This is a genomic window from Burkholderia diffusa, assembly GCF_001718315.1.
GTDB classification, from domain to species: Bacteria; Pseudomonadota; Gammaproteobacteria; order Burkholderiales; family Burkholderiaceae; genus Burkholderia; species Burkholderia diffusa_B.
The window spans coordinates 1022717-1039909 of sequence record NZ_CP013362.1; the positions used below are offsets into that span (position 1 = coordinate 1022717).

Annotated in this window: 16 protein-coding genes and 1 other RNA gene; 13 read left to right on the plus strand and 4 right to left on the minus strand. The window is 64.3% G+C overall.

Features of this window, described 5'->3' with window-relative positions; genetic code table 11:
* Positions 1-123 precede the first annotated feature (123 nt).
* The 3 genes from WI26_RS04670 (at position 124) to WI26_RS04680 (ending at position 2264) form a co-directional block, all read left to right on the plus strand.
* Positions 124-1230 (plus strand): substrate-binding domain-containing protein, encoded by a 1107-nt coding sequence (locus WI26_RS04670; protein ID WP_069225318.1) that lies wholly within the window; start codon positions 124-126, stop codon positions 1228-1230.
* Positions 1231-1331: 101 nt separating this feature from the next.
* The gene (locus tag WI26_RS04675; RefSeq protein ID WP_069225319.1) at positions 1332-1601 is read left to right on the plus strand and encodes a hypothetical protein; all 270 of its coding nucleotides are present in this window, start codon (positions 1332-1334) and stop codon (positions 1599-1601) included.
* Between the two features lie 309 nt (positions 1602-1910).
* Positions 1911-2264, plus strand: a complete 354-nt coding sequence (locus WI26_RS04680) for a DUF4148 domain-containing protein (protein ID WP_069225320.1) — start codon at positions 1911-1913, stop codon at positions 2262-2264.
* Between the two features lie 249 nt (positions 2265-2513).
* On the opposite strand, the gene ssrA is transcribed toward WI26_RS04680, so the two are convergent.
* The 4 genes from ssrA to ompA form a co-directional block, all read right to left on the minus strand.
* Positions 2514-2883, minus strand: a transfer-messenger RNA (tmRNA) gene (gene ssrA, locus WI26_RS04685).
* A gap of 17 nt (positions 2884-2900) precedes the next feature.
* Positions 2901-3617: a phosphoglycolate phosphatase gene (gene gph / locus WI26_RS04690; protein WP_069225321.1), complete on the minus strand. Its 717-nt coding sequence runs from the start codon at positions 3615-3617 to the stop codon at positions 2901-2903.
* Positions 3618-3630: 13 nt separating this feature from the next.
* Positions 3631-4329 (minus strand): bifunctional 2-polyprenyl-6-hydroxyphenol methylase/3-demethylubiquinol 3-O-methyltransferase UbiG, encoded by a 699-nt coding sequence (gene ubiG, locus WI26_RS04695; protein ID WP_059448219.1) that lies wholly within the window; start codon positions 4327-4329, stop codon positions 3631-3633.
* A gap of 153 nt (positions 4330-4482) precedes the next feature.
* Positions 4483-5151 (minus strand): outer membrane protein OmpA, encoded by a 669-nt coding sequence (gene ompA / locus WI26_RS04700; protein ID WP_040126893.1) that lies wholly within the window; start codon positions 5149-5151, stop codon positions 4483-4485.
* A gap of 536 nt (positions 5152-5687) precedes the next feature.
* On the opposite strand from ompA, the gene gyrA reads away from it, so the two are divergent.
* From gyrA to WI26_RS04750, 10 genes are all read left to right on the plus strand, one after another.
* On the plus strand, positions 5688-8291 hold the full coding sequence (gene gyrA / locus WI26_RS04705; RefSeq protein WP_059467089.1) for a DNA gyrase subunit A: 2604 nt from the start codon (positions 5688-5690) through the stop codon (positions 8289-8291).
* Positions 8292-8374: 83 nt separating this feature from the next.
* Positions 8375-8974: a DUF2059 domain-containing protein gene (locus tag WI26_RS04710; protein ID WP_059448245.1), complete on the plus strand. Its 600-nt coding sequence runs from the start codon at positions 8375-8377 to the stop codon at positions 8972-8974.
* A 161-nt stretch (positions 8975-9135) separates the two neighbouring features.
* Positions 9136-10218: a 3-phosphoserine/phosphohydroxythreonine transaminase gene (serC, locus tag WI26_RS04715; RefSeq protein ID WP_059467090.1), complete on the plus strand. Its 1083-nt coding sequence runs from the start codon at positions 9136-9138 to the stop codon at positions 10216-10218.
* Between the two features lie 34 nt (positions 10219-10252).
* Entirely contained in the window at positions 10253-11335 is a 1083-nt protein-coding gene (gene pheA / locus WI26_RS04720) for a prephenate dehydratase (RefSeq protein WP_059467091.1), read from the plus strand.
* A gap of 187 nt (positions 11336-11522) precedes the next feature.
* Entirely contained in the window at positions 11523-12449 is a 927-nt protein-coding gene (locus WI26_RS04725; protein ID WP_069226353.1) for a prephenate dehydrogenase/arogenate dehydrogenase family protein, read from the plus strand.
* A gap of 20 nt (positions 12450-12469) precedes the next feature.
* Positions 12470-13774, plus strand: coding sequence for a 3-phosphoshikimate 1-carboxyvinyltransferase (aroA, locus tag WI26_RS04730; RefSeq protein WP_069225322.1), 1305 nt, complete (start codon positions 12470-12472; stop codon positions 13772-13774).
* A 13-nt stretch (positions 13775-13787) separates the two neighbouring features.
* Positions 13788-14474, plus strand: a complete 687-nt coding sequence (gene cmk, locus WI26_RS04735) for a (d)CMP kinase (protein ID WP_059467093.1) — start codon at positions 13788-13790, stop codon at positions 14472-14474.
* Between the two features lie 141 nt (positions 14475-14615).
* Positions 14616-16328 carry a 30S ribosomal protein S1 gene (gene rpsA / locus WI26_RS04740; protein WP_059467119.1) on the plus strand — a complete coding sequence of 571 codons (1713 nt, stop codon included), beginning with the start codon at positions 14616-14618 and terminating at the stop codon, positions 16326-16328.
* Positions 16329-16350: 22 nt separating this feature from the next.
* Complete coding sequence (locus tag WI26_RS04745) at positions 16351-16674, plus strand: integration host factor subunit beta (protein WP_006750752.1); 324 nt, start codon at positions 16351-16353, stop codon at positions 16672-16674.
* Positions 16675-16884: 210 nt separating this feature from the next.
* The gene (locus WI26_RS04750) at positions 16885-17178 is read left to right on the plus strand and encodes a lipopolysaccharide assembly protein LapA domain-containing protein (protein WP_059467094.1); all 294 of its coding nucleotides are present in this window, start codon (positions 16885-16887) and stop codon (positions 17176-17178) included.
* The last annotated feature ends 15 nt before the right edge of the window (positions 17179-17193 follow it).

Genomic DNA, 17193 nt, shown 5'->3' on the forward strand with positions numbered 1-17193 from the left:
CTCCTCCAAAGTCTCATATGTGCCACTAATTCATATAGTGCACACCGGGACTTCGTCCTGATTGATTTTGAGCAACGATAAGCGGAAGATTTCGCGGTCGCAATAGGAAATCGGAGTACATAATTGGTTCGAATCGAATGCGACGCGTATCTGACCGTACGCGACACGGAGGGTCGGACGGCGAGCCTGTCCGACGTCGCCCCATTGCTGGAACTCGTGGCGGATACGGGCAGCATCGCGCAGGCCGCGCAGGCGAAGGGTCTGTCGTATCGGCACGCGTGGGGCATGCTACGGGCGCTGGAGGCGTGCGTCGGCGGCGAGTTGATCGAGACCGCGCGTGGCAAGGGATCGACGTTGTCGGCGCTCGGGCAGGCGGTCGTCGACGCGCAGCGGCTCGCGCGCAGCCGTCTCGACGGGAACCTGCGCGCGCTGGCAGCCGAGGTGGCGAGTGACTTAAACCGGCGGCTTGCGCAGCGCGACGGCGCCGTGCGCATCCATGCATCGCACGGCTACGCGGTTGCGGCGCTCGTTTCCGCGCTTGTCGATGCGCAGGCAGCCGTCGACATCAAGTATCGCGAGAGCGTCGAAGCCGTGCAGGCACTCGCGCGCGGCGAATGCGAGCTGGCCGGTTTTCATCTGCCGCGCGGCGCGTTCCGCGAACAGTGTGCGCAGATCTATCGGCCGTGGCTCGACGACACGCGTCACGTGCTGATTCATCTGACGCGTCGCCAGCAGGGGTTGTTCGTGCCGCGCGGCAACCCCAAGCAGGTCGGCGGGCTCGCCGATCTCGCCCGCAACGACATTCGCTTCGTCAACCGGCAGCCGGGCTCCGGCACGCGGATGCTGCTCGATCTTGCATTGCGCGCGATCGGCATCGATCCCGAGCGTATCGACGGCTATGCGTCGGCCGAACTCACGCACTCGGCGATCGCCGCGTTCGTCGCGAGCGGGATGGCCGATCTCGGCTTCGGCGTCGAGCCGGCCGCCCATCACTTCGGGCTCGATTTCATCCCGGTCGTCGACGAAGACTATTACTTTGCGTGCGACCGCGCGCAACTCGACTCGCGACCGCTCGCCGGCGTACTTGCGTTGCTGCGCGATGCGCGCTTCGTCGAGCGCGTCGCGCATCTCGACGGCTACGATCCGGCCGCGTGCGGGACGCTGACCGGCGTCGCGGAAGGATTCGCCGGTATCGCCGCGAGCGGTATGCCCGACGGCAATGTACGGTAACGGAGGCGCCCGCGAACCGCGCTGCAGCAGCGAGGGATTTGCGCTACGCTTGCCGCTTGATCAACGTTCCAACAAGCACGCCGTTCAGGCGTCATCCCGCCATGAAACTTTCCGTTCCCTTCTCCGCGGCAGCGTTGACCGCAGGGCTTCTTGTTGCCGTTTCGCCGTTGGCGCTCGCGCAGAATTCACCAGGCGTGCCCGGTGGGATCCTGAGCGAGCAGTTCCGCCTGAACGAGCATCCGCAGATGCCGTTCGCGGCCTCGACGCCGTCGCAGAAATATCAGAGCGGCAAGAAGTCGGCATTGCGCCGCAAGGGCGACTTGGGGGATCCGAACGGCTGCAACCTGAAGTGTCCGATGGACACTCAATAAGCAGAGCGCTGACGCGCCAGTCATCGTCGCCGCGATCGTTTGTCCATGCCGCGCCGATGCCGCGCGGTTCTTTTCGAGCCCCGCAGCGCGTGCAGCCTTGCGGGGGTCATGCTTTGGGGTTGGGGCTCGCGTAGTGCGATCGCGCGGTGCTGGGCCGGGGACGCGTCACACTAGGGTTAACCCTTGTTTCGGGAAGGATGTCTTCCTGAAACCTGCCTTATTCTTAAGCACGCGCCTACATAAACTTCGGTTTGTCAGCGATGAACGGGTGTTCACCGCGAAATCAGACAAATCTGGAGGTAGGTCATCATGAAGTCGCTCGTTCAAGCCGTTGTCGTTGCTGCTGCCCTCGTTGCCCCGGTCGTGTCGTTCGCGCAGTCCGGCTCGGCACTGACCCGCGCACAGGTTCGCGCCGAACTGGTTCAGCTCCAGCAGGCCGGTTACAACACCGCCCGCGGCGAAGATCCGCACTATCCGGAAGCGATCCAGGCCGCCACGGCGCGTGTCGCAGAGCAACAGCGCAGCGCGCTCGCCCAGGCGCAAGGCGCCGACGCCAGCGGTTATGGCGCGCAGGTGCAGGGCGCATCGGTATCGGGTTCGCGTGCGATCGGCGTGCGCCCGGCCAGTGCGGAAGAAATGAAGTCGCTGTATCGCGGCAGCTAAGCTGCGTATTGTTCGGTGAGGCCGTGCTGAGGGGTGACGCGCGCCGGACGCGGGGCCGTCCGCAGTAGTCGATCACCGTGCGAGCGACGTCGAACATCCGTCACCTCCTGCCGCCGGAATACGGCGGCATTCCGCCCGGCCCGTCCGGGCTGGGCGCTTTTTCGGAAGGATGGGGCGTTCGGCCGCTCCTGCAACAAAAAACCCCGCAGACTCGCGTCATGCGGGGTTCGTGCGCCAGAGCGCGGAATTTGGTGGAGGCGGCGGGAATCGAACCCGCGTCCAGAAGCGCTCCACGACTAGTTCTACATGTTTAGTTCAGTCATTTGATTTAACCGCAGCGACGCGGACGAACACGCTGCACTACGGCGATTCGCTAAGTTTTCGACCCTGGCGTCGCGACGCCGACAGGGCTTAACTGACGTAAATGACCTCTGGCGGTATTGCTACCGGTCTTGCGACGCTAGCCCGTCAGTGAACTAGGCAGAGGACGGCGGCCGTTAGGCTGCCAGTGCGAACGTATCGTCGTTTGCAGTTACGTTTTTCCCATTGATTAACGAGGTGACGGGTCCTCGACATGCCCTAGCCGCTTCACAACCCCTGTCGAAACCAGGTCGCCCCCGCGGATAAGATCGACCATTATAGCCCAACATCGCGCAGCAGTTCGCGCAGTTCCTGCGTCGTGCCGACGAGATGCTGCGCCTGCCAGTCGGCCGGCGCGACGCCGTCGCCGCAGTAGCCGTACGCGGCCGCGACCGTCGCCATCCCCGCAGCGCTGCCGGCCTGGATGTCGCGAAGATCATCGCCGACGTAGACGATGCGCGCCGGCGCAAGCGTCATTTGTTCCGCCGCATGCAGCAGCGGGGCCGGATGCGGTTTCGAGTGCGGCGTTGTGTCGCCCCCGACGATGCAGGCCGCGCGCGGCGCGAGGCCTAGCAGGTCGGCGAGCGGCGCGGTGAAGCGCATCGCCTTGTTCGTGACGATGCCCCAGCGCACGCCGCGTGCGTCGAGTTCATCGAGCACGTCGCCGATGCCGGGGAACAGCACCGTGTGCACGCAGATGTCGGCCGCGTAATTCGTCAGGAATTCGTCGCGCATCGCTTCATAGCCGGGCGATTGCGGGCCGATGCCGAATGCGCCGCCGAGCAGGCCGCGCGCACCGGCCGATGCCAGTGGTCGTAGCACGTCGAGCGACGTTTCGGGCAGGCCGCGCACACGCTGCATCTTGTGGACCGCTGCGGCGAGATCGGGCGCCGTGTCGGCCAGCGTGCCGTCGAGGTCGAACAGCACGGCGTCGCAGTGCAACAGACGCGGCGCGTCGAATGCAGGCCGCTCGGTCGAAAGGGGAATCGTCATGCCGGTCGGAGGGTCACGCGCCGCGGCGGCACGCGACGAGATAATTGATGTCGGTATCGTTCGACAGCGCGAAGCGCTTGCCGATCGGGTGATAGGTAATGCCCTTGATCTCCACGATGTGCAGATCGGTCGCGCGCACGAAGCTCGCCAGTTCCGACGGGCGGATGAAGCGCGCGTAGTCGTGGGTGCCCTTCGGCAGCATCTGCGCGATGTACTCGGCGCCGATCACCGCGAACAGGTAGGACTTCAGGTTGCGGTTCAGCGTGGAGAAGAACACCCAGCCGCCCGGCTTCACGAGCGTCGCGCACGCCGCGACGACGCCGGCCGGCGACGGCACGTGTTCGAGCATCTCCATGCAGGTGACGACGTCGTAAGTGCCCGGCTCGCGTTCGGCGATCGCTTCGGCGGCGATCGCCTCGTAGTCGACGGTGATGCCGCTCTCGAGGCTGTGCAGGTCGGCTACGCCGAGCGCTTCGGTCGACAGGTCGATGCCTTTCACCTGGGCGCCGAGCCCGGCCATCGATTCGGACAGGATGCCGCCGCCGCAGCCGATATCGAGTGCGCGCTTGCCGGCGAGGTGCGCATGCGAATCAATCCAGCCGAGCCGGACCGGATTCAGGTCGTGCAAGGGCTTGAATTCGGCATTCGGATCCCACCACCGATGGGCGAGGTCGCTGAATTTCTGGAGTTCGTGCGGATCGGCGTTGGTCATGTCGGCAAACGGGCTACGGAAGGAGGGCGGTACGTCGGTACTTCAAGCCCCGAGTATATAAGGGGGCGCACAGCGAGGCCAGCGAGCGCCTGGACGGGCGTCAAAGAAAAAGCCCCGCCGGAGCGGGGCTTTGAAGCAGTCGAAAACCGCGGCTTACTGCGCCGGGACGGTCGTCTTCTGGACTTCTTGCGTACCGACCACTTCGACTTCCACGCGGCGGTCCGGTGCGAGGCAGGCGATCAGTTGCTTGCGGTTCTTCTGGTTGCAGCCGGTCGTGACCGGGTTGCGCTTGCCCTTGCCTTCCGTGTAGATCTTGTTGGCCGGGACACCCTTGCTGACCAGGTACGACTTGACGGCTTGCGCACGGCGCAGCGACAGACGGTCGTTGTACTTGTCCGAACCGATGCGGTCCGTGTAGCCCGTTGCGACGACCACTTCCGTGTTCATGCCTTCGATCTTCGAAGCCAGTTCGTCCAGCTTTTGCTTGCCCAGCGGCTTGAGCGTTGCCTTGTCGAAGTCGAACAGTGCGTCGGCTTGGTACGTGATCTTCTGGCTCGTGATGGCCGGAGCAACCGGAGCGACCGGCGGCTGCGGTGCCTGGGCGACCAGTGCGCCATCGCACTTCGCGTTGGCGGTGGCCGGCGTCCAGAACGCGTCACGCCAGCAGAGCTCGTTCGTGCCGTTCATCCACACCCATTCGCCCGTGCCGTTCACCCAGTTGTCGTTGACGGCTTGACGCGACGCCGGCACCGACTGTGCCGAAGCGGATGCAGCCATAACTGCGGTAGCTGCAATGAACGCGAGCTTTGAAAGTTTATTCATATTTCTCCTCTCGAAATTGAGATTACCGCAGGTTTACTGCGAGCCTGTTGACGGTGACAAGTCATACATTGCTCGAAGTATAACATTGGTGCGGCACAAAAAACGCGGCACCGCTCTGTGTAGACTTCGAGCAGCGTCTAACTTTCAGTGCGTTGGCATTTTGCCATATCGTTCCCTTCCTACGAAAAAAAATCCTCCCCACCCCAAGATCGCTTCAACTTTGTGGTGCATGCGCAACACCCGCCTGCCGTAACTTTCAGGGATTGTCAAGGGCGTGTCCGCGAAATTGCATGAAAGGCCGCAAGGGTTTACGCGCGGGCGTGATAGGGGTCCGGGCGACCCGGATCCTTCTGAAGGGGCGCGATCGCCGCCGGTTCGACGATGCATTTTCCGTGGGCGGAGATTTTTGCTGTTTACATATAGTGGGGTGGCGAATTGGCGGCTGATGGGCGCATGTTAGAATCTCGCGTTGCGTTGCGCATGCAGCGCCCACGCGAAAGGCGTTCGCCGTCTTCGCTCCGAAACGATACGGATACATGGATCAATTCGCCAAAGAGACCCTGCCCACCTCCCTAGAGGAGGAAATGCGCCGTTCGTATCTCGATTACGCGATGAGCGTGATCGTCGGACGTGCCCTTCCGGATGTCCGCGATGGCCTGAAGCCCGTGCACCGGCGCGTACTGTTCGCGATGCACGAACTGAACAACGACTGGAACCGCGCGTACAAGAAGTCGGCGCGTATCGTTGGTGACGTGATCGGTAAGTACCACCCTCACGGCGATACCGCGGTGTACGACACGATCGTGCGGATGGCGCAGGACTTCTCGCTGCGCTACATGCTGATCGACGGACAGGGCAACTTCGGCTCGATCGACGGCGACAATGCCGCGGCGATGCGTTACACCGAAATTCGCATGGCGAAGATCGGTCACGAGCTGCTCGCCGACATCGACAAGGAAACGGTCGACTTCGAGCCGAACTACGACGGCAACGAGACGCAGCCGTCGGTCCTGCCGTCGCGCATTCCGAACCTGCTGATCAACGGCTCGTCGGGTATCGCGGTCGGCATGGCGACCAACATCCCGCCGCACAACCTGAACGAAGTCGTCGACGCGTGCCAGCACCTGCTGAACAACCCGGAAGCGACGATCGACGAGCTGATCGAGATCATCCCGGCGCCGGACTTCCCGACGGCCGGCATCATCTACGGTGTCGCCGGCGTGCGCGACGGCTACCGCACCGGGCGCGGCCGCGTCGTGATGCGCGCGGCCACGCACTTCGAAGAGATCGACCGCGGCCAGCGGATGGCGATCATCGTCGATGAACTGCCGTACCAGGTGAACAAGCGCTCGCTGCTCGAGCGCATCGCCGAGCTCGTCAACGAGAAGAAGCTCGAGGGCATCTCCGACATCCGCGACGAGTCCGACAAGAGCGGCATGCGCGTCGTGATCGAGCTGAAGCGCGGCGAAGTGCCCGAAGTGGTGCTGAACAACCTGTACAAGGCGACGCAACTGCAGGACACGTTCGGCATGAACATGGTCGCGCTGGTCGACGGCCAGCCGAAGCTGCTGAACCTGAAGGAAATCCTGCAGTGCTTCCTGTCGCATCGACGCGAAGTGCTGACGCGCCGCACGATCTACGAACTGCGCAAGGCCCGCGAACGCGGCCACGTGCTCGAAGGTCTCGCGGTCGCGCTCGCGAACATCGACGAGTTCATCGCGATCATCAAGGCTGCGCCGACGCCGCCGATCGCGAAGCAGGAGCTGATGGCGAAGCCGTGGGATTCGTCGCTCGTGCGCGAGATGCTGACGCGCGCCGAGACCGAAAACGCGTCGGCGGGCGGCCGCTCAGCGTACCGTCCGGAAGGCCTGAATCCGGCGTTCGGGATGCAGGCCGACGGGCTGTACCGTCTGTCCGACACGCAGGCGCAGGAAATTCTGCAGATGCGTCTGCAGCGCCTGACCGGTCTCGAGCAGGACAAGATCATCGGCGAGTATCGTGAAGTGATGGCGCAGATCGCCGACTTGCTGGACATCCTCGCGCGCCCCGAGCGGATCACGACGATGATCGGCGAGGAACTGACGACGGTGAAGGCCGAATTCGGCGACGCGCGCCGCTCGAAGATCGAGCTGAACGCGACCGAGCTGAATACCGAAGACCTGATCACGCCGCAGGACATGGTCGTCACGATGTCGCACGCGGGCTACGTGAAGTCGCAGCCGCTGTCCGAGTATCGCGCGCAGAAGCGCGGCGGCCGCGGCAAGCAGGCGACGCAGATGAAGGAAGACGACTGGATCGAGACGCTGTTCATCGCGAACACGCACGACTACATCCTGTGCTTCTCGAACCGCGGCCGCGTGTACTGGGTGAAGGTCTACGAAGTTCCGCAGGGTTCGCGCAACTCGCGCGGCCGTCCGATCGTCAACATGTTCCCGCTGCAGGACGGCGAGAAGATCAACGTCGTGCTGCCGGTCAAGGAATTCTCGGCCGACAAGTTCGTGTTCATGGCGACGTCGCTCGGTACCGTGAAGAAGACGCCGCTCGAGGCATTCAGCCGCCCGATGAAGAAGGGCATCATCGCGGTCGGTCTCGACGAAGGCGATTATCTGATTGGCGCATCGATCACCGACGGCGCGCACGACGTGATGCTCTTCTCCGACGCCGGCAAGGCCGTGCGCTTCGACGAGAACGATGTGCGCCCGATGGGCCGGGAAGCGCGCGGCGTGCGCGGCATGCAGCTCGACGACGGGCAGCAGGTCATCGCGCTGCTGGTTGCCGGCAGCGAGGAGCAGACCGTGCTCACCGCGACCGAGAACGGCTACGGCAAGCGCACGCCGATCACCGAGTACACGCGTCACGGCCGCGGCACGAAGGGGATGATCGCGATCCAGACGTCGGAGCGCAACGGCAAGGTCGTCGCGGCGACGCTCGTCGACGCCGAGGATCAGATCATGCTGATCACGACCGCCGGCGTGTTGATTCGTACCCGCGTGTCCGAGATTCGCGAGATGGGACGCGCCACGCAAGGTGTTACACTCATCAGTCTCGATGAGGGTACCAAGCTCTCCGGCCTGCAGCAGATCGCGGAAGCCGAGGAGGGCGATGGCGAGGCCGACGAGGCGTCGGACGGCGAAGCCTGAGAACGGATGAGACTCGAGCCGCCGCGGGCGCAGAAGCGCCGCGGTCGGCGAGCAACCATTCATATTTCCAAGAGGGAGTGATGATGCAAAAGCAATTCAAGCAACTGGTTCTGCTGGCTGCACTGGTGCCGACGTTCGCGATGGCGCAAGCGCTGTCGAATTCCGCACCGGCTGCGACCGCGGCAGCTGCGCCGATCGACGCCGACAAGAAGGCGGCGATCAAGGATCTGCTCGACGCGATCGATGCGCCGAAGCTCGTGTCGGCTATCGGCAACAGCGCCGAGATGCAGGCAAAGCAGCTCGTGCCGGCCATCCTGTCGGACGCGCTGTCGGAAAACAAGACGCTGAACGACAAGCAAAAGCAAGCCGCCGTGCCGACGCTGCAGAAGAACGCGGTGCCGAAGCTGGTTGACGGCGCGGGCAAGGTGTTCGGCACGCAGCAATTCCAGAGCGACGCGATGTCGGCTCAGTACGACGCATACGCGAAGTACTACAGCACGTCGGAGATCAAGGATCTGACGACGTTCTACAAGAGCCCGACGGGCCGCAAGTTCATCCAGGTCCAGGATCAGGTCGGCCGCGACGTGGTCAACGGCCTGATGCAGAAGTACATGCCGCAAGCGATCCAGGCAACGCGCGCACAGGCTGACAAGGAAGTCGCGGCGGTCAAGCCGGGCAAGTAAGCCGTCCGGGCACGCCGCCCGGCCGTTCGGCCGGGTTTGGCGAGAGCCTGATGACAGTGCGATAATGGCCGTTTGCGCGCGAGCGCAAGCGGCCATTCCTTTTCTGGCGCGGTTCTTTCTGCCGGCGGCAAGCCGGTCGCGTCCCTCCCGAGGTTTTCACGATGCGCGTCTTTAATTTCTCCGCCGGTCCTGCGGCGCTGCCCGAGGAAGTGCTGCGGCAGGCCGCCGACGAAATGCTCGACTGGCACGGCAGCGGCATGAGCGTGATGGAGATGAGCCATCGCGGCAAGGAATTCATGTCTATCCACGAGGCGGCGCTGACCGACCTGCGCGAGTTGCTCGATGTGCCGGCCAGCCACCGGATCCTGTTCCTGCAGGGCGGCGGCATCGCCGAGAACGCGATCGTGCCGATGAACCTCCTCGGTTCGCGCAAGACCGCCGACTTCGTCGTGACGGGCTCGTGGTCGCAGAAGTCATTCAACGAAGCGAAGAAATACGGCACGCCGCATCTGGCCGCATCCGGTAAGACGGCCGACGGTTTCACTCGCGCGCCGGCCCGCGCCGAATGGCAACTGTCGAACGATCCGGCTTACGTGCATCTGTGCACGAACGAGACGATCGACGGCGTCGAGACGTTCGAGATTCCCGATCTCGGCGACGTGCCGCTCGTCGCGGACGTGTCGTCGCACATCCTGTCGCGCCCGATGGACGTCGCGAAGTACGGCGTGCTGTTTGGCGGCGCGCAGAAGAACATCGGGATTGCCGGCGTGACGGTCGTGATCGTTCGCGAGGATCTGCTCGATCGCGCGCTGTCGATCTGCCCGTCGGCATTCGAATGGAAGACGGTCGCCGAGAACAATTCGCTGTACAACACGCCGCCCACCTATGCGATCTACATCGCGGGCCTCGTGTTCCAGTGGCTGAAGCGGCAGGGCGGCCTCGAGGCGATCGAGGCGCGCAACGTCGAGAAGGCGAAGTTGCTCTACGACACGATCGATGCGAGCAGCTTCTATCTGAACAAGGTCGAGCCGGCGGCGCGTTCGCGAATGAACGTGCCCTTTTTCCTGGCCGACGAAACGCGCAATGAAGACTTCCTTGCCGGCGCAAAGGCGCGCGGGCTGCTGCAGCTGAAGGGCCACAAGTCCGTCGGCGGCATGCGGGCGTCGATCTACAACGCGGTGCCGCTCGAGGGCGTGAAGGCGCTCGTCGAGTACATGAAGGACTTCGAACAGCGCGGCGCCTGAGCGCGGCGCTGTTCAAACAGCACGGCAACTACGCATGGACGACGAACTGAATTCCCGCCTGAAACCGCTGCGTGACCGCATCGATGCGATCGACGCGCAGCTGATCGCGCTCCTCAATCAGCGTGCTGCGGTGGCGCTCGAGGTGGGCGAGGTCAAGAAGCATTTCAACGCGCCGGTGTTCCGGCCGGAGCGCGAACTGCAGGTGATCGCGCGTCTGCAGGACATGAGCGCGGGGCCACTTGCAAGCGAGCACATCAGCGCCATCTGGCGCGAGATCATGGCCGCGAGCCGCGCGCTCGAACAGACGATCCACGTCGCATTCCTCGGGCCGGTCGGCACGTACAGCGAACAGGCGATGTTCGAGTATTTCGGCCAGTCGATCGAAGGGCTGCCGTGTCCGTCGATCGACGAGGTGTTCCGCTCGGTCGAGGCAGGCGCGTCCGCGTTCGGCATCGCGCCGGTCGAGAACTCGACCGAAGGCGCGGTGTCGCGCACGCTCGACCTGCTGCTGCAGACGCAGTTGCTGATCAGCGGCGAACTCGCGCTACCGATTCATCACAACCTGCTCACGCAGCGCGGCACGCTCGACGGCGTGACGCGCGTCTGCGCGCATGCGCAGGCGCTCGCGCAGTGCCAGCAGTGGCTTGCCGCGAACGCGCCGCAGCTTGAGCGGCAAGCGGTGTCGAGCAATGCGGAGGCCGCGCGTCTCGCAGCGGCGGACCCGAGCGTCGCGGCGATCGCCGGCGACCGAGCGGCCGCGCACTACGGCCTGCAGATCGCGTTCTCGCTGATTCAGGACGATCCGCACAACCGCACGCGCTTCGTGATCATCGGCAAGCAGCCTGCCGGGCAGAGTGGTCATGACCAGACGTCACTGATCGTGTCGGTGAAGAACGAGCCGGGCGCGGTATTCAAGCTGCTCGAACCACTCGCGCGGCACGGTGTGTCGATGACGCGCTTCGAGTCGCGCCCGGCGCGGGTCGGCACGTGGGAGTACTACTTCTATATCGACATCGAAGGGCACCGGGATGAGCCAGCCGTGGCGGCCGCGCTCGCGGAGCTCGGCCAGAAGGCCGCGTTCCTGAAGATACTCGGTTCGTATCCGCGCGCGCGCTGACGCGTAGCGGCCGGTCGCCATCAGCGAACAGGCGGCGCGGCGAAGCGGGCAGGGCAGGCCGGGCGGCGCTGCCCAAGGCGGGTTCGGGCGGTATCCGGTGCAGGCCGCGCCGGATGCGAACCCGTTGCCCGAAATCTGGATTTCCGTGCGCGGGGCGACGTTCCGCGCGCGTCACTTGGCTCTTGTCGTGTCAGGCTTTGCATTCAACAAACTTGTCATCTTCGGCGTCGGCCTGATCGGCGGATCGCTGGCGCGCGCCCTGCGCGAGCGTGCACCGGGCGGTGCGGGCGAAGTCGTCGGCGTCGGCCGTGCACGTGCGTCGGTCGAGCGTGCGCTCGCGCTCGGCGTAATCGATCGTGCGGTGGCGCTCGACGACGATGCGCAATTGCGCGACGCGCTTGCTGGTGCCGATCTCGTGCTGCTGGCCGCGCCCGTCGCGCAAACGGGCCCGTTGCTCGCGCGCATCGCACAGTGGCTCGACGCTGCGACGATCGTCACCGACGCCGGCAGCACCAAGTCCGACGTCGTCGCGGCGGCACGCGATGCGCTCGGTGCGCGGATCGCACAATTCGTGCCGGGCCATCCGATCGCCGGGCGCGAATCGAGCGGCGTCGAGGCCGCGCTGCCGGATCTGTACGTCGGGCGCAACGTCGTGCTGTGTCCGCTGCCGGAGAACGCGCCGGAAGCGGTCGCGCGGATCGATGCGATGTGGCGGGCGACCGGCGCCGACGTGCGCACAATGAGCACAGCGCAGCACGATCGCGTGTTCGCGTCGATCAGTCATCTGCCGCACGTGCTGTCGTTCGCGCTCGTCGAGCAGATTCTCGGCGAGGCGGATGCCGAACTGAAATTCTCGTACGCGGCGGGCGGCTTCCGTGACTTCACACGGATTGCGGCGTCCAGCCCGGAAATGTGGCGCGACGTGTGTGTCGCGAATCGCGTGGCGCTGCTCGATGAGCTCGACGGCTACACGCGCGTGCTCGCCCGGCTGCGTGCGGCGATCGACGCCGGCGATGGCGCGGCGCTCGAAGCCGTGTTCACGCGCTCGCGCGCTGCACGCAAGGCATGGCAGGAACGTGGCGCGAGGCCTGCTGCCGAACCGGTCAAGAAATAACAGGAAACAGGACGATTCCCATGGACTATCTCGATCTCGGTCCGTATTCCGGCGCAGCGGGTACCGTGCGCCTGCCCGGCTCGAAAAGCATCTCGAACCGCGTGCTCCTGCTCGCGGCGCTTGCCGAAGGCGATACGACGATCACCAACCTGCTGGATTCCGACGACACGCGTGTGATGCTCGACGCGCTTGGCAAGCTTGGTGTGAAGCTCGCGCGCGACGGTGACACCTGTGTCGTCACCGGCACGCGCGGCGCGTTCACCGCGAAGACCGCCGATCTTTTCCTCGGCAACGCGGGCACCGCGGTGCGACCGTTGACCGCGGCGCTCGCGGTCAACGGCGGCGACTATCGCGTGCACGGCGTGCCGCGCATGCACGAGCGGCCGATCGGCGACCTCGTCGACGGCTTGCGTCAGATCGGCGCGCAGATCGACTACGAGCAAAACGAAGGCTTTCCGCCGCTGCGAATCAAGCCTGCGGCGATCACGGTCGACGCGCCGATCCGCGTGCGCGGCGACGTGTCGAGCCAGTTCCTCACCGCGCTGCTGATGACGCTGCCGCTCGTGAAGGCGAAGGACGGCAGGATCGTCGTCGAAGTCGACGGCGAACTGATCTCGAAGCCGTACATCGACATCACGATCCGGCTGATGGCACGCTTCGGCGTGACCGTCGAGCGCGACGGCTGGCAGCGCTTCGTCGTGCCGGCCGGTGTCCGCTATCGTTCGCCGGGGCACATCATGGTCGAGGGCGATGCGTCGTCGGCCTCGTACTTCCTTGCGGCCGGCGCGCTCGGCGGCGGCCCGCTGCGCGTCGAGGGCGTGGGGCGCGCGAGCATCCAGGGCGACGTCGGCTTCGCGAACGCGCTGATGCAGATGGGCGCGAACGTCGCGATGGGCGACGACTGGATCGAGGTGCGCGGCATCGGCCATGACCACGGCAAGCTCGAGCCGATCGACATGGATTTCAACCTGATTCCCGACGCGGCGATGACCATCGCGGTCGCGGCGCTGTTCGCGAGCGGCACGAGCACGCTGCGCAACATCGCGAGCTGGCGCGTGAAGGAAACCGACCGCATCGCCGCGATGGCGACCGAGCTGCGCAAGGTCGGCGCAATCGTCGAGGAAGGCCCCGATTACCTGGTCGTCACGCCGCCGCAACGGCTCACGCCGAACGCAGCGATCGACACGTACGACGATCACCGGATGGCGATGTGCTTCTCGCTCGTCAGCCTGGGCGGCGTGCCCGTGCGGATCAACGATCCGAAGTGCGTCGGCAAGACGTTCCCCGACTATTTCGACCGCTTCGCCGCGCTCGCCAAAGCCTGACCCGACAGTCCCGATGAAATCGACCCGACCCTTTCACCCGACACCCGTCATCACGATCGACGGTCCCACCGCTTCCGGCAAGGGGACCGTGGCGGCGCTCGTCGCCGCGCATCTCGGTTTCCACCTGCTCGACAGCGGCGCACTGTACCGTCTCGCGGCGCTCGCGAGCGTACGCTACGGTATCGCGGCGGAGGACATCGACGCGCTCGTGAAGCTGATCGACGATCTTCACATCACGTTCCGCGAGGGCTGCGCGCAGCTCGACGGCGTTGACGTGTCGAACGACATCCGCGCCGAAGCGGTCGGCAACCGTGCGTCGGCGATTGCCGTGCACGGGCCGGTGCGTGCGGCGCTCGTCGCACGCCAGCGTGCGTTCCGCAAGACGCCGGGCCTCGTCGCCGATGGCCGCGACATGGGCACCGTGATCTTCCCGGACGCCGTGCTGAAGGTGTTTCTGACGGCCAGCGCCGAGGCGCGTGCGGCCAGACGGCATAAGCAATTGATGCAAAAAGGTTTTTCTGCTAATATAGATAACTTGCTCCGGGATCTTCGTGAACGTGACGCGCGCGACAGCAATCGCGCGGCCGCGCCGCTGAAGCCTGCGGCAGATGCCAAGCTGCTCGATACGTCGGCGCTTTCGGTCGATGAAGCCGTCGACCAGGTGCTGCAGTGGTACCGGGCGCTCGGTCAGCCCGCCTGAAAAGGCAGGCAGCAGTAGGTGCTTTGTGCGAGAAGCGCGGAGCGTGTTTCGAACCCTTAACCCCGTGTGGCTTCGATCTGGCCCTTTCAGCCTGCCATTCCGGCCGGCGTGGCACAGCGATCCATGCACAATCAGATTTTTATGTCCGACCTGCAAACCTCCACCCCGAATACCGAATCCTTTGCGGCTCTGTTCGAAGAGTCGCTGACCCGCCAAGACATGCGCGCCGGCGAAGTGATTTCCGCCGAAGTCGTGCGCGTCGACCACAACTTCGTGGTCGTCAATGCAGGCCTGAAGTCCGAGGCTTACATTCCGATCGAGGAATTCCTGAACGATCAGGGCGAGGTTGAGGTGCAGTCGGGCGATTTCGTGTCCGTCGCGATCGACGCACTCGAAAACGGCTACGGCGACACGATCCTGTCGCGCGACAAGGCGAAGCGCCTTGCATCGTGGCTGTCGCTGGAAAAGGCTCTCGACAACAACGAACTCGTCACCGGCACGATCACCGGCAAGGTGAAGGGCGGCATGACCGTGATGGTCAACGGCATCCGCGCGTTCCTGCCGGGTTCGCTGGTCGACACGCGTCCGGTCAAGGACACGACCCCGTACGAAGGCAAGACGCTCGAGTTCCGCGTGATCAAGCTCGATCGCAAGCGTAACAACGTCGTGCTGTCGCGTCGTGCAGTGATCGAAGCAACGCAAGGCGAAGAGCGCGCGAAGCTGCTCGAGACGCTGAAGGAAGGCGCGATCGTCAACGGCGTGGTCAAGAACATCACCGACTACGGCGCGTTCGTCGACCTCGGCGGCATCGACGGCCTGCTGCACATCACCGACATCGCATGGCGTCGTGTGCGTCACCCGAGCGAAGTCCTGTCGGTTGGCCAGGAAGTCACCGCGAAGATCCTCAAGTTCGATCAAGAGAAGAACCGCGTCTCGCTGGGCATCAAGCAACTGGGCGACGATCCGTGGGAAGGCATCTCGCGCCGTTACCCGTCGGGCACGCGCCTGTTCGGCAAGGTCACGAACATCACCGACTACGGCGCATTCGTCGAAGTGGAATCGGGCATCGAAGGCCTCGTCCACGTGTCGGAAATGGACTGGACCAACAAGAACGTTGCGCCGTCGAAGGTTGTTCAGCTGGGCGACGAAGTCGAAGTCATGGTCCTCGAGATCGACGAAGATCGTCGTCGTATCAGCCTCGGCATGAAGCAGTGCAAGCCGAACCCGTGGGACGACTTCAGCCGCAACTTCAAGAAGGGCGACAAGATCACGGGCGCAATCAAGTCGATCACCGACTTCGGCGTGTTCATCGGTCTGCCGGGCGGCATCGACGGCCTGGTCCACCTGTCGGACCTGTCGTGGAGCGAAGCTGGCGAAGAAGCCGTTCGCAAGTACAAGAAGGGCGACGAAGTCGAAGCGATCGTGCTCGGTATCGACGTCGAGAAGGAGCGTATTTCGCTCGGCATCAAGCAGCTCGAAGGCGACCCGTTCAGCAACTACGTTGCAATGAACGACAAGGGTTCGATCGTCGACGGCGTGGTGAAGTCGGTCGATGCGAAGGGCGCGGTCGTCACGCTGACGGGTGACGTCGAAGGCTACCTGCGTGCATCGGAAATCTCGCAGGATCGCGTCGAAGACGCACGCAACGTGCTGAAGGAAGGCGACAAGGTCAACGCGATGGTGATCAACATCGATCGCAAGTCGCGTGGCATCAACCTGTCGATCAAGGCGAAGGATTCGGCCGAACAACAGGAAGCAATCCGCGGCCTGCAGTCGGACACGAGCGCTGCCGCGACCGGTACGACCAACCTCGGCGCGCTGCTGAAGGCGAAGCTCGACGGCCAGAACCAGTAAGCCTCACGAGGTCTGCTGAAGTATGACCAAATCCGAGTTGGTCGCGCAGCTGGCACTGCGATTTCCGCAACTTGTCCTCAAGGATGCGGATTTCGCGGTGAAAACGATGCTCGATGCGATGTCCGACGCCCTGTCGAAAGGGCATCGTATCGAAATTCGGGGTTTCGGCAGCTTCGGCCTCAACCGTCGTCCGGCGCGCGTCGGACGCAATCCGAAGTCGGGAGAGAAAGTGCAGGTGCCCGAGAAGTTCGTGCCTCACTTCAAGCCTGGCAAGGAATTGCGTGAACGCGTCGACGGTCGCGCCGGCGAGCCGCTGAAAGCTGATGATCCGGACGACGAGCGTTGAGCGTCGTTCGGTTTGCCCGGAATCCGTCCGGCGAAGGCTGAAGAAAAAAGCGCCCCTTGCGGGCGCTTTTTTCATTTCCGGAGGCCGCGTGACAACGTGTGCCCGCAGGATGTGCGGTGACGCGGAAACGCTTCCTTTACAATACGGGTCGATTCGGCGCCGCGAAGGGGAGTCGCGCGCCACGGCAAACCTCAACAAAGAGAGGGCTACATGAAGTTTATCGTCTGGCTGATCCGGGTATTGGTGTTCGTGCTGCTGCTGGTGCTTGCACTGGCCAATACGCAAACCGCGACGCTGAATTTCGTTGCCGGATACGCATGGCAAGCGCCGCTGATCCTGATCGGCCTCGCGTTCTTCGTCGTGGGGCTGCTGGCCGGCCTGCTGTCCGCGCTGCCGTCGATCTTCCGCCTGCGCGTCGAGAACGGGCGCCTGAAACGCGATCTGCGCGCAGCGCGCGAAACCCCGGCCGTCGTCGACCAGCCGCCGATGCCGCCCGTTATTTAACATCGACGCCGCGCG

Bases quoted from the DNA above. Each gene is read 5' to 3' on its own strand.
- WI26_RS04675 (WP_069225319.1), top strand. From the start codon at position 1,332: ATGAAACTTTCCGTTCCCTTCTCCGCGGCAGCGTTGACCGCAGGGCTT.
- WI26_RS04680 (WP_069225320.1), top strand. From the start codon at position 1,911: ATGAAGTCGCTCGTTCAAGCCGTTGTCGTTGCTGCTGCCCTCGTTGCC.
- gph (WP_069225321.1), bottom strand. From the start codon at position 3,617: ATGACGATTCCCCTTTCGACCGAGCGGCCTGCATTCGACGCGCCGCGT.
- ubiG (WP_059448219.1), bottom strand. From the start codon at position 4,329: ATGACCAACGCCGATCCGCACGAACTCCAGAAATTCAGCGACCTCGCC.
- ompA (WP_040126893.1), bottom strand. From the start codon at position 5,151: ATGAATAAACTTTCAAAGCTCGCGTTCATTGCAGCTACCGCAGTTATG.
- gyrA (WP_059467089.1), top strand. From the start codon at position 5,688: ATGGATCAATTCGCCAAAGAGACCCTGCCCACCTCCCTAGAGGAGGAA.
- WI26_RS04710 (WP_059448245.1), top strand. From the start codon at position 8,375: ATGCAAAAGCAATTCAAGCAACTGGTTCTGCTGGCTGCACTGGTGCCG.
- serC (WP_059467090.1), top strand. From the start codon at position 9,136: ATGCGCGTCTTTAATTTCTCCGCCGGTCCTGCGGCGCTGCCCGAGGAA.
- pheA (WP_059467091.1), top strand. From the start codon at position 10,253: ATGGACGACGAACTGAATTCCCGCCTGAAACCGCTGCGTGACCGCATC.
- aroA (WP_069225322.1), top strand. From the start codon at position 12,470: ATGGACTATCTCGATCTCGGTCCGTATTCCGGCGCAGCGGGTACCGTG.
- cmk (WP_059467093.1), top strand. From the start codon at position 13,788: ATGAAATCGACCCGACCCTTTCACCCGACACCCGTCATCACGATCGAC.
- rpsA (WP_059467119.1), top strand. From the start codon at position 14,616: ATGTCCGACCTGCAAACCTCCACCCCGAATACCGAATCCTTTGCGGCT.
- WI26_RS04745 (WP_006750752.1), top strand. From the start codon at position 16,351: ATGACCAAATCCGAGTTGGTCGCGCAGCTGGCACTGCGATTTCCGCAA.
- WI26_RS04750 (WP_059467094.1), top strand. From the start codon at position 16,885: ATGAAGTTTATCGTCTGGCTGATCCGGGTATTGGTGTTCGTGCTGCTG.